General features: G+C 57.3%; 13 protein-coding genes. 5 read left to right on the top strand and 8 right to left on the bottom strand.

The genetic code is table 11. The features are described 5' to 3' along the window. The 4 genes from ACUZ9Q_RS06675 (at position 1) to ACUZ9Q_RS06660 (ending at position 3,949) form a co-directional block, all read left to right on the top strand. Positions 1-1,071, top strand: a complete 1,071-nt coding sequence (locus tag ACUZ9Q_RS06675; protein ID WP_192111689.1) for a geranylgeranyl reductase family protein — start codon at positions 1-3, stop codon at positions 1,069-1,071. After that, positions 1,058-2,095: a hypothetical protein gene (locus tag ACUZ9Q_RS06670; protein ID WP_449247572.1), complete on the top strand. Its 1,038-nt coding sequence runs from the start codon at positions 1,058-1,060 to the stop codon at positions 2,093-2,095. The genes ACUZ9Q_RS06675 and ACUZ9Q_RS06670 overlap by 14 nt, the downstream gene beginning before the upstream one ends. 72 nt (positions 2,096-2,167) lie before the next feature. After that, positions 2,168-3,256, top strand: a complete 1,089-nt coding sequence (locus ACUZ9Q_RS06665; RefSeq protein ID WP_308586201.1) for a radical SAM protein — start codon at positions 2,168-2,170, stop codon at positions 3,254-3,256. Positions 3,257-3,352: 96 nt separating this feature from the next. Further along, positions 3,353-3,949, top strand: a complete 597-nt coding sequence (locus ACUZ9Q_RS06660) for a GDSL-type esterase/lipase family protein (RefSeq protein WP_449247571.1) — start codon at positions 3,353-3,355, stop codon at positions 3,947-3,949. Here ACUZ9Q_RS06660 and ACUZ9Q_RS06655 read toward each other — a convergent pair whose 3' ends face one another. From ACUZ9Q_RS06655 to ACUZ9Q_RS06645, 3 genes are all read right to left on the bottom strand, one after another. Further along, complete coding sequence (locus ACUZ9Q_RS06655) at positions 3,950-4,834, bottom strand: MerR family transcriptional regulator (RefSeq protein ID WP_192111685.1); 885 nt, start codon at positions 4,832-4,834, stop codon at positions 3,950-3,952. Between the two features lie 167 nt (positions 4,835-5,001). Continuing rightward, a complete protein-coding gene (locus ACUZ9Q_RS06650; RefSeq protein ID WP_192111684.1) occupies positions 5,002-5,271 on the bottom strand; it encodes a hypothetical protein in 270 nt (89 codons plus the stop codon). A 6-nt stretch (positions 5,272-5,277) separates the two neighbouring features. Further along, on the bottom strand, positions 5,278-6,366 hold the full coding sequence (locus tag ACUZ9Q_RS06645; RefSeq protein ID WP_227119140.1) for a hypothetical protein: 1,089 nt from the start codon (positions 6,364-6,366) through the stop codon (positions 5,278-5,280). Between the two features lie 569 nt (positions 6,367-6,935). Here ACUZ9Q_RS06645 and ACUZ9Q_RS06640 point away from each other — a divergent pair. Further along, entirely contained in the window at positions 6,936-8,042 is a 1,107-nt protein-coding gene (locus tag ACUZ9Q_RS06640) for a 1-propanol dehydrogenase PduQ (RefSeq protein WP_192111683.1), read from the top strand. Between the two features lie 119 nt (positions 8,043-8,161). Here ACUZ9Q_RS06640 and ACUZ9Q_RS06635 read toward each other — a convergent pair whose 3' ends face one another. The 5 genes from ACUZ9Q_RS06635 to ACUZ9Q_RS06615 all read right to left on the bottom strand — a co-directional run bounded on the left by ACUZ9Q_RS06635 (position 8,162) and on the right by ACUZ9Q_RS06615 (position 12,167). Next, entirely contained in the window at positions 8,162-8,557 is a 396-nt protein-coding gene (locus tag ACUZ9Q_RS06635) for a hypothetical protein (RefSeq protein WP_449247570.1), read from the bottom strand. 200 nt (positions 8,558-8,757) lie between these two features. Then, complete coding sequence (locus tag ACUZ9Q_RS06630) at positions 8,758-9,507, bottom strand: hypothetical protein (protein WP_449247569.1); 750 nt, start codon at positions 9,505-9,507, stop codon at positions 8,758-8,760. Between the two features lie 83 nt (positions 9,508-9,590). Further along, a complete protein-coding gene (bioC, locus tag ACUZ9Q_RS06625) occupies positions 9,591-10,343 on the bottom strand; it encodes a malonyl-ACP O-methyltransferase BioC (protein WP_449247568.1) in 753 nt (250 codons plus the stop codon). Further along, positions 10,340-11,008: a pimeloyl-ACP methyl esterase BioG family protein gene (locus tag ACUZ9Q_RS06620; RefSeq protein ID WP_192111679.1), complete on the bottom strand. Its 669-nt coding sequence runs from the start codon at positions 11,006-11,008 to the stop codon at positions 10,340-10,342. Before ACUZ9Q_RS06620 ends, bioC begins: the two co-directional genes overlap by 4 nt. Continuing rightward, the gene (locus ACUZ9Q_RS06615; protein ID WP_449247567.1) at positions 10,998-12,167 is read right to left on the bottom strand and encodes an aminotransferase class I/II-fold pyridoxal phosphate-dependent enzyme; all 1,170 of its coding nucleotides are present in this window, start codon (positions 12,165-12,167) and stop codon (positions 10,998-11,000) included. The genes ACUZ9Q_RS06620 and ACUZ9Q_RS06615 overlap by 11 nt, the downstream gene beginning before the upstream one ends. Between the last annotated feature and the right edge of the window lie 203 nt (positions 12,168-12,370).

Here is a 12,370-nt window from a genome sequence, read left to right as displayed (position 1 = left end):
ATGCGCGTACTCAACTGCGATGTTCTTGTGGTTGGCGGCGGCCCCGCCGGGTCAAGCGCCGCGCGAGCGGCTGCTCTGGCCGGGGCTTCCGTAATTGTTGCCGAACGGCGGCGCATAGTGGGCAGGCCCGTGCGCTGCGCGGAATACATCCCGGCCATGCTGGTTGGTCAGGCCAATGTGGGGGACGAATATATCGTGCAGCGCACAACAGGCATGCGCAGCTTTCTGCATGGCCGCTGCATACAGGATATGAGCGCCCCCGGTTGCGTGATCGACAGGGAAATGTTTGATCAGGCCCTTGCCCGCGCCGCCGTGAGCAGCGGCGCGAGGATTCTTCCCGGTCACGCCGCTGTTGGCCGTGAAGGCGGCGCGGGCGGCAGAGTGCTGCTGTCCGCGCCCAACAGCGCCACCGTAGGCGTGTCGGCCAAGGTTGTTATCGGGGCTGACGGCCCTGTTTCGCGCGTGGCGCGCTGGCTTGGCCTGCCCCGCCCGCACTGCCTGCCGTCCATTCAGGTGCGTCTGCCCCTGCTGGAACATCTGGAACACACGCACATCTATTTTGATGAAAGCATCCGCGCTGGCTACGCCTGGGTTTTCCCCAAGGGCAATGTGGCAAACGTGGGCCTTGGCATGCTGTCCACCCCCGGCAGGCCGGGCCTGCGTTGGGCGTTGCGGCGCTTTGTGCGCGGCATGGCCGGGCTTGGCCTTGTGGCCGACAGGCCGCTGGGCCTCACAGGCGGCTGGATACCCGCAGGATCGCCCCGCCCTTGCGTGTATGGCGATACTGTGCTTGCAGGCGATGCGGCAGGGCACACCCATCCTATCACAGGGGCCGGTATTTTTCAGGCTGTGGTGGGCGGCGAAATGGCTGGCCGCTGGGCTGCCAAGGCCGTTCTGGAGGGGGATCTGGCCCTCCTGCTGGGCTACGAGGAAGAATGGGCCGATTTTTACGGCGACGCCCTGTCGCACGCGCACCAGCGCCGCCTTTTATGGGAGGCGCACACAGGCTCGCTCGACAAGGCCATCAACAGATTCTGGATAGGATTCAGGGAATACTATGCTGCAAGCTGAAGAATCCTGCGGAAATTCCGCCACTGGAACATACGGCGGCTACTATTCCTCGTGGCCGGCGGATATCCCTTCTGCACTGCGCTGGGATAGTGCGCGGCTTAATGAAGCACGTGAACTTTCGTGGAAAATCCACGGCAAAAAAATACTGTTCTATCTGCCCGGCATGTATGTACGCGACGGCGTGCAGGGCCAGTACCCGGCGCTTTCCATAACCGGGGCCGACTGCCGCCAGCAATGCGCCCACTGCGGCGGCAAGCTGCTGCTTAATATGCCTGACGTAAGCTCCCCCCAGAGGCTGCTGCAAAAGTGCCGCGATCTGATGGCGCAGGGCGCGCAGGGGGTGCTGCTTTCCGGCGGCTGCAACGGGCGCGGGCAGGTGCCGTGGCAGGATTTTACCGACACCATTGCTGCCATAAAGCAGGAAACCGACCTCTACATTTCCGTGCACTGCGGCATGGTGGACGACCGCGCGGCTCTGGCCCTGCGGCGGGCTGGCGTGGATCAGGCCCTGCTTGACGTTATTGGCAGCGAAAAGACCTATGCCAGCGTTTACCATCTGCCGGACGGCCCCCAACTGCTGGAGCAAAGCCTTGAAGCTCTGGCTGCGGCAGAGCTGCCCGTGGTTCCGCACATTGTGGCAGGGCTACATTTTGGGCGGTTTGCGGGCGAAAACCACGCGCTGGAAATTCTGGCGCGTCACCCGCCCGGGCTGCTGGTGATCGTGGCCTACATGAACCTTGCCGGAACAGTCATGGAAAACGTGCGCCAGCCAGACCCGCGCGGCGTGTGCGGGCTTGTGATCCGCGCGCGGGAGCTTATGCCGCAAAGCCAGATAAGCCTTGGCTGCGCCCGCCCGAGGCGGGATGCCAGCGCGCTGGAAGTTCTGTCGCTGCGAGCTGGCATCAACCGGATGGCCCTGCCCTCGCACGAGGCCGCCGCACTGGCGGCCCGCATGGGATTACAGGCGGAATTTCGCAAAACATGCTGCTCGGTGCTGTTGGGCGAGGGAACAAAGGGCTGGTAGCCACCGCCGCCAGGCCTGCCTAAGTGTTACCCGCACAACGCTTGCCGCAATAACTTTTGCTGGAGACAACATATGAGCCAAGCCACCCAACTTGAGAACCAATGCCCGCCCTGCTGGCAGCAAACACAGCCCCAAAGCCCTGAGGTTGCGCGCATGAGCCTTGCCGCCGCCATGACGCTCGACTTCGCCCCCGGTTCCTTCTACCGCAACGCCTGCCTTTCGTGCATCAACCTGCTGCTGACCTACCGCTCTGGCTGCGCGGCAAAGTGCGCTTACTGCGGCCTTTCTGGCGCAAAAGAAAAGAAGGAAAGCACGAGCAAAAGCTTTATCCGCGTGACCTGGCCAGCATTTACCGTTGATGAAATTGTGGCGGGCATTGTGCGGCGTCAGGAGCGCGTCAAGCGCATCTGCATTTCCATGCTCACCAACAGCCGCGCCCCGCGCGACGCCGCAGAGATATGCCGCCGTTTGCGTCAGGCCATTGATATACCCGTTTCCATGCTGGTTTCGCCCACCATCCTTACCCGCAGAAACCTTGAAGAACTGCGCGATGCCGGGGCGGACAAGGTCGGCGTAGCCATTGATCTTGCCACGCCCGAGCTGTTTGACCACTATCGCGGTTCAGGAGTTGGCGGCCCGCACTCATGGAAGCGCTACTGGCAGTGCCTTGGCGAAAGCCTGGACATATTTGGCAAGGGAATGGCCGGGGCGCACTTTATGGTGGGCATGGGCGAAACCGAGCAGGACATGTGCCGCGCCATGCAGCGAGTGCACGACATGGGCGGCAACACGCATCTGTTTTCGTTTTTCCCCGAAGGGGGTTCGCCTCTGGCGCACCGCCTGCCACCGCCCATTGACCAGTACCGACGCATTCAGCTGGCGCGCTGGCTCATCGACAATGACCACGCCCACGAGCGGTTCTTCACCTATAACGACCGCCGCGCCCTCACGGGATACGGCCTCTCCAAGGGCGATCTGGATGCAGTCATTGACACTGGCGAGCCGTTCCGCACCTGCGGCTGCACCGGGCGCGACGGCGAGGTGGCCTGCAACCGCCCCTACGCCAACTCCCGTCCAGGGCCTGGGATACGCAACTATCCTTTCAAACCTGAAGAGGCGGATGTACGCCACATCCGTCTGCAAATGGGATTGCCCGCCTGATGCGGGCGCAGGCGGCCCTTGCCCGTACGCCCCTGCTGGCGCGGGCCGCCTGTTGCGAATATTGCCCGATCATCCACAAGGGAATACGCTGCAAACATGATTATTGCTTGTCTGGGCGACAGCCTCACTTACGGCTACGGCATTCCGCGCCCCAAGGTATGGACAACCCTGCTGGCGCGGCGCACGGGCATTGACGTGCGCAACTGCGGCATCAACGGCGACACCACGGGCGGCATGCTGGCCCGCTTTCACCACCATGTGGTGCAGGCGGGCGCTGACGCGGTTCTGATCATGGGCGGGTTCAACGATCTGGCGTTAGGAACAGGGCTTGGAACTGTCAAGGCCAATATTTTTGCGCTGGTGCAGCACAGCTTCAACGCACGGGTGCGCCCGGTGCTGGGGGTGCCCATTCCTGTGCATGCGCCCATAAGCTTTCCCCTGCTGGGCAGCGTTGACCTGCCGCGCGCCAGTGCGGACTACGCCGCCCTGCATCAGTGGATGCGTGTACTTGCCGAGGATTTCTCGCTGCAATGCGTGGATTTTTCGCAGGCTTTTGCTGGTTTACCCAGTCAGGCAGGGCCAGCGGATGGCAATGCCTCTGACAGGCTGTCCGCACTCTATACAGACGGTCTGCACCCAAGTGAAGCGGGCCACGAGCTGATGGCGCAGCAGGCGGCCCGCATACTTGGCTGATTACAGATCGTCGTCTGAATCAAAATGAAATTTGGGGGTGTGCACGACACTCCCGCGGCGGCTCACCTTGACCAGCACTTCTGTAACAAAGAGCGAATCATTGTTGGTGGTCCAGAAGTCGGTAATATAGCGCTCATGCGAGCCATTGTCGCAAACATAGTTGTTTGAGGCGCACCAGCGCTGCAGTTTGCGGTAGGTGCTACCGATGGTTTCGTGCGAGCCTATGTGGTAGCAGCTTGCCGCCAAGTACCCGCCATAATCCGCCATTTTATCTTCCCCGCAGGGGAATACGGTTTTTTGCAGCAGTTTGACGGGCTGCTCCTCGTTTTGCACCCTGTTTTCTATGGAAGAAAAATTGATGATGACCGGCCCGGTGATATTATTGCCCACTTCTTCAACATAATTGGTAAAATCCATGTTGATGATGGCAGACTTGATATCAGAAACAAAGGTCTGGTCCATAAAAAGCATGCGTTCCGGCGGAATATACTTCACCGAGACACTCTGCTGGCAGTTTTCCAGCACAATTTCTGCTTCGTGCAGCAGTTCAAGCCAGTCGCGCACAGATGTAAGCCGCAGAAACAACAGCTTTTCATCCTGCTGCAACAATTCAATCTTGCTCATGAATATTTTTCGCAGCGCGGAAAGCGAGGTATTGCTGCCCACTTCAAAAGCGGCGCGGATCTCGCTGAGGTTGAACCCCATCTGCTTGTAGTATTTCAGCGGCGGGATGGCGAGCAGTTCATCCTGCGTATAGTAGCGGTAGTTGTTGCCCCCATGCCTCTTGGAAGAAATAAGGCCGAGGTCGTCATAAAAGCGCAGAGCCTTTTTGGAGATCTTGGAGATCTCGCTCATCTGGCTGATGGTGTACCCTTGTTTTGTCATGGCGTTGCCCGGATTTTTGAAGGGTGGGCAAAAAGGGATGATTATGCGCCTGCCCGAACCTCACAACATCCTATATCGAGCATTTGCGCCACCAGCCAGAAGCAAAAACGAGGCCGGGCACATCCCTTGCGCCGGGGAGAGGCGCACCCCTCCCCGGCAATGGACATTTAGTTGGAAATGTAGCGGTTTATGGTCGCTGCACCTTCGGCATGGGCACGAAAGAACATGCGCACCTGGCCTTCATCATCCAGGTCATAACGCGATTCTTCCAGCAGGCCGTTGGCTTCCGCGGTCAGGAGGGCGTTGAGCACGTCAGACTTGTTGAAAGCCCGAAACGAACTGTACCCGTCTTTGAGCGCGCACAGCACATCTTCTGTGCAGGCCTCGTTAACCGTTGTCATATACTTGAGAATGGCGAAGTTAAGCGGCTTTTTCATGGCAAATTATCCCTTCTTTCTGAAAAAATCCAGCGGATTGACGGCAATGATAAAGATGCCGACGATCATCACGACTGCGGCCAGCCAGGCAATGGGGGCAAGGGCGTAGCCGTCGATGCCGAACCACAGTCCGAGCACCAGCCAGCAGAAGAAAGGTCCCCAGAAAGAGAACGCGCCGTTGCACGACATGCCAAGCGCCGTTCCGCACATGGCGTTGCCCTTGTACCAGAGCATAAAGGCAAAGTACGCGCCAAAACCAGCCACGATAAACCAGGGCATGGCGTCAACATCGGTAAAGACAGTGCGGATCATCCCAAAGGCCGAATCGCCGCCAATAAAGGCAAACAGGGGCACAAGAATCAGCAGGTTGGTCAGGGCCGAGGTAAGCTGGCGGATGGTGATGCCGATTTCAGGATCAATCATGGAAGTGGCGTAGCCGCCCACGCAACCTTCAAGCCCCCAGCCAAAGGCGGCCAGAAAACCAAAGGCAATGCCCACAAAGAGGTTCGGCGGCGCGTTGTCGGCAAGCCCCGTGCTGCCGATCATGACGCTGGCCATAAAGCAGATAAAGATACCCAGCATGGTGCGCGGGGTCAGGGCCTGCTTGAAGAGAATGCGGCTCAGAATGGCGCCGATGGCCGGGCAAAGCGCGCTGATGGGCACAATGATGGAGCCGGCGCTCTGCAGGCCAAGCACGTAGCAGGTACTGGCAAGGGGGCCGCCGATAACTGCGGCTGCCATGAGGATAGCGCCGGGCTTGGAGGCCATGCTGCGAAAAACATCGCCAAACTTGCCCTTGCCAATGGCAATCAGCACTGCCCACACGGCGCTGCACGCGTCAGTGGTGGCCGCGCCAAGCGCGCCAAGCAAAAAAAGCTTGGAAAATTCAGAAAGAGTGGAATCGCCGCCGTACCATACTCCCCACACGCCCAAGGTCATGGCGAGCGTCATGAACGCGGTGTATGTTCCGTATGCTACCCCAGACATGGTGGCAGTAACCATGCCACGTCTTCTGAAACTTGTGGCAAGCTGCTTTTTGGCTGCCTGCGCCGAGGTTTCCATACCTGTTGACCCAAATTGTGCTGATTGCTCCATGGCATTCTCCTTCCCTCGGGAATTGGTGTCGGCTGCGGGCTGACCCAGCCCTCAAAGGGAGGCTCGGCCCACTTTGATTCACCGTAAGCATTCTCCGCACTGGAAGATCAAGGCCTTTTACAAAAAAATGCCCCTTGATGGGCATCTTTTTACATAAATTTTGTTCCGGATATCGATAATTAAAAGTAGTAATTATATTTAGTAAATATAATTAATGCAATAACAATGACCTTAATAGTCTGTTTTAATTTGAAATTCATAATCAGGCCTGCTGGTTCATTTTTTCACACAAAATGGCATTGGATAGTAAAAAAGTTTGCAAAAACCCTTGACCTTCCCCCTAGGGGTAAAGGTTGACTTAGCATCATGCCCGCACTGCCCTTTTGCAAAAAGGCTGTGCAATGTCGGGCTATCACGGAGCTAACAGACTGGTATCCGTAGCAAAAATATCCACGCCCAAAGGCGTGAAAATGGCTGCTCAAGCGCAAGCAAGCGTGAACCGCTGACGATAAAAGATACGCCGACGCCAAGATATCCTTTCTTTCTTTGCGCCGCCTGTGGAGGACGACGTGACCCAGTTTTACGGAAAAACAAAGATCTGCTACGGCCCTTACGCGCTGGAAACCCTTGAGACCTTTCCAGCCAGCCATGCCTTTGTGGTGACAGACCCTTTTATGGTCAAAAGCGGATTTGCCGATCAGGCCGTGAGCCATCTGAAACGCAAGGGCATTGGCCACACGCTTTTTTCTGGCGTGGAACCTGACCCATCTCTTCAGGCCGTTGTTGAAGCTACGCGCCTTTTTTTGGGCAGCCAGGCAGACATGATTATCGCCATTGGCGGCGGCTCGGCCATTGATATGGCAAAGGCCATCTCCTACTTCGGGCGCAGGGCCGACAGCAACAGAAAAACCACGCTTGTCGCCATCCCCACCACCAGCGGCACAGGTTCGGAAGTGACCTCCATTGCGGTTATCACCGACAAGGTCAATTCGGTGAAAATTCCGCTGAATGACGAAATGCTCATTCCTGACGCCGCCATTCTTGATGCCCGCTTTACGCGCACCGTGCCCCCGCACGTGACCGCCGCAACCGGCATGGACGTGCTGACCCATGCGGTGGAAGCCTATACTTCGCGCTACAGCAACGTGTTTACCGCCATTTATGCGGAGCAGGCCATCCGCAATGTTTTTACCTACCTCAAGCGCGCCTATGACCACGGCGACGACATGACCGCGCGCGACAACATGCTCATCGGCTCCTGCATGGCCGGGCTGGCATTTACCAACAGCGGCCTTGGCGTTACCCACAGCATGGCCCACAGCCTGGGCGGCCTGTTCCACATTCCGCATGGCCTTGCCAATGCCGTGCTGCTGCCCTTTGTCATCGGCTTCAACAGCTTTGACGCGGGCGTCAAATACACAGAAATTGCAGCCTTTATCGGCCTTGAAAGCACCACTGTGGAAGAAGGCACGCGCAACCTGATAAACGCCGTGCGCGACCTCAACACCTCCATGAAGATCCCCGCACGGGTTCGCGAGCTCAAGGTAGACGAACAGGTTTACCGTCAAAGCCTGGATTCCATGGCCGCCAACGCGCTGGAAGATATCTGCACCAGCAGCAACCCGCGCATGCCCTCGCACGACGACATCGTCACCCTGCTCGAACAGGCATGGTAGTACAGGCCTCGTAGCAGATCTGCAGGATTTTCTGCAACCGCCCATGAAAAAAGGAGTTACCAACAGGTAACTCCTTTTTTTGCGCTTGCGCACTGATGGCGGCAATAGCCTGTTTGCCGTCAATACAGACCAATATTAGGCCTCTGCCCTGCCTGCAAAGGCCTGCCCGCATAATCCGTGTTAAATTCTATCGGCACGCCCGCGCCAATCAAGGGGGAATCCTGCCCCGGCCTGAACGATGTCTCGCCGCCCGCAGGGCCTGATTGCCAAGGGCCGCGGTATGTCCACGGCCCGGTGGATTCGCACTGCTCCTTGACTATGGCGGCTATTTCCGCAAGCCCGGCTGTTTTCACCGAGCGGTTCTCGTGCAGCACTTCAAAGAGGTCTATCCACTGGTTGGCCGTCCATTCGTTGGCCCCGTGTCTGTAGAGGCCCATGATGGAACCGTGGTACTTCAGATAATCCAGATAGATGCGCAGCATTTCCTTAAGATTGGGCGTTGGCGCACCGGGCACTATATCTTTCAGAGAAATGCTTTGCAGGGCAGATATCCAGGCGTTCTGCTACGGATGGGAAGCGCTGCGTCATATGGCTGCGCGCAACCTGAAAACCCGTTGCCTGCATGGCCTGCCGTATGTTTGCCTGGTCTCTCAGTAGGGGCACACAAAGGCTGGGCCGGTAAAATCCGCAACGCCGGGCCCCGCCAACCTTGCCGTTACTGCCGTGACTTGCAAATCTTCAGCACTGCGGCATCCGCCGCGTCATTTGCTGAGGGCTCAAAACAGACAATCTCCCCATTGCAGTATGAAACCTGAAACATTTTTTCCGGCGCAGAATCGTCAGCATCGTCCTTATCTGTCAGGGCGATTGAGTATAAAATGCCAAAGTCGCCCTCGGCATTTTTGTAGGGAATGGACTTTTCTATTCGAATCCTGATGGAATCAGGATTTTTGAAACCATACACCATACTGTATGTTTCAAGATACCGCACAAGTACGTTGCGCAATATATCTTCATCCATGACCTGATACGTGTCACGCGGAATGAACTTTTCCGTCATGGATTCATTATAGGCTAAAAACTTATCCGCACTTTCTCTTTCTGCATTGTCAATATACAGAAATTCCTTGCAATATGCGGTCAGCTTGTCTGGCTTAATGGCGTTTTTCTCGATATTTTCCGCCAGTTTCAATCTGTACAGCACATAGTTGGGGGGTAATGCCCTGTATTTGATATTAATGGCGTTTGCTTCATCAAGGTTTTGAAAAAGATCGCTTTCAAATTTGCCTTGCGCTTCTGTCAGGTCGCGTCCCTTCATTTCGAGGTATGCCTTGGCTGATTCAAATCCATAGGCTCCGCCCGCAACGGCAACCTCTTGGGAGGATGATGCGGCTAAAGCCCCTTGGCCTAGGCAGAGGATCAACAGGGCGGTGCACCAGTAAAGAAATCTTGCCGTAGGTTTCATCCAGCGCCTCCCTTTACTGTTCAGACAACAATACTAAAAAGATAAGAAACGGAACAAAAATGGCATAATTTGACAATAAATATCTACCCCAGTCTCTTGGACAGGGCAACAACGTACACTGGCCGATAAGTCAGCCGAACCCCCAGCCCCATGCTGTAGCGGGAAGTGTAACCGTCAATAAATTCAAGATATTTGCGTTTGTTCCAGCCCACAGGCCTGATGCCCGTTACGCCAGTATGCCTCAGGTGCAGCAGCACGTCATGCGGGCTGGCAAAATCCAGCGTGATTTCGCCCTGCTCCATTGCAACCAGTTCAAAATCCTGCTCAAGATAACCTTGCAGAGCGGCAGCATCGGGATAGTCCAGCCCAACACCCGTAAGTTCGGCAACTTCGTACAGGTTACCGGGCAAAAAACTGCTGAAGGCCAGTAGCCCCCCCTTGGGCAGATACCGGGCGCAACGGTGCAAAAAATCTTCAATATCCGCAAACCACTGCACGGTTGAGGCACTGCAAATGGCGTCATACGGGCCGCAGAAGTCCAGCGTTTCCGCATCCCCCTCGCGGCAGAAAAGCACGTCTGGCTGTTGCTGCGCGAGGGCCTGCACTTGCGGGCTGCTATAAAGATCGTTGACGGTGAGGCTGCTGGGCTGTGCGCTCAGGATATGCTGCGTCAGCAGGCCCGTTCCCGCGCCTATTTCCAGTATGGTTGCACCACTGGGAATGTGCGGCGCTGCAAGCGCCCAGAGGTGCGAGGCAATCTGCCGTTGGGCCTGGGCCTCAGCATCATAACTTGCGGAAGCAGCGCTGAAGCGCCGCCTGACTGATGAAGCACTCATGGCAGTTCTACAGACACAAAAGGAATATCCGGCATATAGTGCGGCTCGTCCAGCTCCAGCACCGGGATTGCAGACCAGGCTTTGCGCATGTTTGCAATGGGAAATATCCTGTCTCTTTTGCTCAGAATTGCCATGTTCCAGCCAGTAAACTGCACCCTGCCCGGGCGGGCAGAACATTCCCTGATATGCCTCAGCTCCGCCAGCAGTGAATCCACGCTGCGTGCCAAACTGTGTGGTGATCTGCGCGCTTCAAAAACGGCCCGGTGCGCGCCGCACATGCGCCGGTTAAAACGATCCACGCTTTCGGCGGAAAGGTTCTCAAGCGTGGCATCATAGACCGCCACCGGTATGCCAAGAGTATCATCAACAGGCGTGAGCGTTCCGTTAATAGCAAGGGCGCTGCTCACAGCACAGTGCAAGCCCGGCAAGACCAGAGAGGCCGCATATACGCCAAGCGACCATGCCCGCACCCGCACCTCGCTGTAAGGGCGCAGGGCCTCCGCATCCAGCGTCATGTCAGAATAGTCATAACACACGGCAAAATCGCAGTGCGCGGTATGCGGGGAATCTGCAGCCCAGGCAAAGGGGCGGCTGTCCATGCCCCACCCGGCAAAAAACAGTTCCAGGGTCGGACAACCGGCGCGCCGCAAAAAATCAATATTCATGCAGCAACCTGTTCAGCAGGGCTATGAGGGATTCAACCTCCTCACGCGCGGTTCCGGCTGTGAGCGAAATACGCAGGCGCGAGCTGCCCGCAGGCACCGTGGGCGGGCGTATGCCCATAATGTAAAAACCCTCGCGCTGTAAATGCCCGGCAATGGCAAGTGTGCGCTGGTTTTCGCCCGTAATGACGGGCACGATCTGCGAGGTGCTGCGTACCGATTGCCCAAGGCCATCAGTAAAAGCATGCAGCATGCCCGCCAGCCCGGCAAGATGCTCCCTGCGGGCCGCAACCTCGGCGCTGGCAAACTTTGCAAGCACAAAGCGGCTCCAGGCAATGTTGACCGGTGGCAGGGCCGTGGTAAAAATAAACGGGCGCACGGTATTAACTAGGTATTCCCGCAGGCCTGAGGAGCAGATCACATACGCGCCCAGAGAGGCCCAGGCCTTGCCCATTGTGCCCACCAGAAAATCAATGTCCGCCGCGCAGCCCTGCTCCTCGCAGCAGCCAAGCCCCTTTGCGCCGCGCACCCCCACGGCGTGGGCCTCATCAATATAGAGCTGCACAGTGGGGTTGGCCTTTTTCAGCGCCACCAGCCGGGGCAGATCGCAGGCATCGCCGTCCATGCTGAAAATGGATTCGGTGACGATGATGATGTTCTCGTAATCCGCAACGTGTTTTTGCACCAGCATTTCAAGCTGGGCGTAGTCATTGTGCCTGAAGCGGATGCACTTTCCCTCGCTCATGCGAATGCCGTCAATAAGGCTGGCATGCACCAGCTTGTCGGCCAGAATAAGCGTGCGGCTTGTACACACGGCGGGCAGAATGCCCTGATTGGCGTGGTAGCCGCTGCCGAACACAAGTGCGGCCTCCGCGCCATAGGCCATCGCCAGTTCCCGCTCAAAAGCCTCCTGCTGGTCGCAGGTGCCCGTGAGCAGGCGCGAGGAACAGGCGCTCATGCGCAGGGTGGAAGCATCCTGTTGCGACCAGAATTCCTTCCGCAGGTCGGCATCGTCGCCAAGTGAAAGATAATCGTTGGAGCTGAGGTTGATGAAGGGCGCTCCGGCCTGCTCCCTCTCGCGCCGCACTGCATCAATATTGCGCAGGGCGCGCAGGCTGCCGTTCTGCTTTTTTCCATCAAGCCACTGTGTATATTGCATCATTCTCTGTCCGTTAGGCATCTCTCGTCTGGCAGCAAGGGGCCAGCCGCGTATCAAAGGCATGCAGAAAGCATTGAAAGAAACGGCGCAAACGCCTGCCAGTACTACGACGCTGCAAACAGGGTAGCCGCTTCCTTAGCAGGATATCGTCACCCCCAAAGGGCGGCAAGTCAATCGCGCCGCATGGAGGCTGCCCTGTTTGAAGT

The organism is Desulfovibrio desulfopostgatei (assembly GCF_053570645.1).
Note: the sequence above shows the minus strand (reverse complement) of the source record. Positions and strands in the feature narration are given on the sequence as shown.

Excerpts from the sequence above, each read along its gene's own strand:
- ACUZ9Q_RS06675 (WP_192111689.1), top strand. The coding sequence starts at position 1 with ATGCGCGTACTCAACTGCGATGTTCTTGTGGTTGGCGGCGGCCCCGCC.
- ACUZ9Q_RS06670 (WP_449247572.1), top strand. The coding sequence starts at position 1,058 with ATGCTGCAAGCTGAAGAATCCTGCGGAAATTCCGCCACTGGAACATAC.
- ACUZ9Q_RS06665 (WP_308586201.1), top strand. The coding sequence starts at position 2,168 with ATGAGCCAAGCCACCCAACTTGAGAACCAATGCCCGCCCTGCTGGCAG.
- ACUZ9Q_RS06660 (WP_449247571.1), top strand. The coding sequence starts at position 3,353 with ATGATTATTGCTTGTCTGGGCGACAGCCTCACTTACGGCTACGGCATT.
- ACUZ9Q_RS06655 (WP_192111685.1), bottom strand. The coding sequence starts at position 4,834 with ATGACAAAACAAGGGTACACCATCAGCCAGATGAGCGAGATCTCCAAG.
- ACUZ9Q_RS06650 (WP_192111684.1), bottom strand. The coding sequence starts at position 5,271 with ATGAAAAAGCCGCTTAACTTCGCCATTCTCAAGTATATGACAACGGTT.
- ACUZ9Q_RS06645 (WP_227119140.1), bottom strand. The coding sequence starts at position 6,366 with ATGGAGCAATCAGCACAATTTGGGTCAACAGGTATGGAAACCTCGGCG.
- ACUZ9Q_RS06630 (WP_449247569.1), bottom strand. The coding sequence starts at position 9,507 with ATGAAACCTACGGCAAGATTTCTTTACTGGTGCACCGCCCTGTTGATC.
- bioC (WP_449247568.1), bottom strand. The coding sequence starts at position 10,343 with ATGAGTGCTTCATCAGTCAGGCGGCGCTTCAGCGCTGCTTCCGCAAGT.
- ACUZ9Q_RS06620 (WP_192111679.1), bottom strand. The coding sequence starts at position 11,008 with ATGAATATTGATTTTTTGCGGCGCGCCGGTTGTCCGACCCTGGAACTG.
- ACUZ9Q_RS06615 (WP_449247567.1), bottom strand. The coding sequence starts at position 12,167 with ATGATGCAATATACACAGTGGCTTGATGGAAAAAAGCAGAACGGCAGC.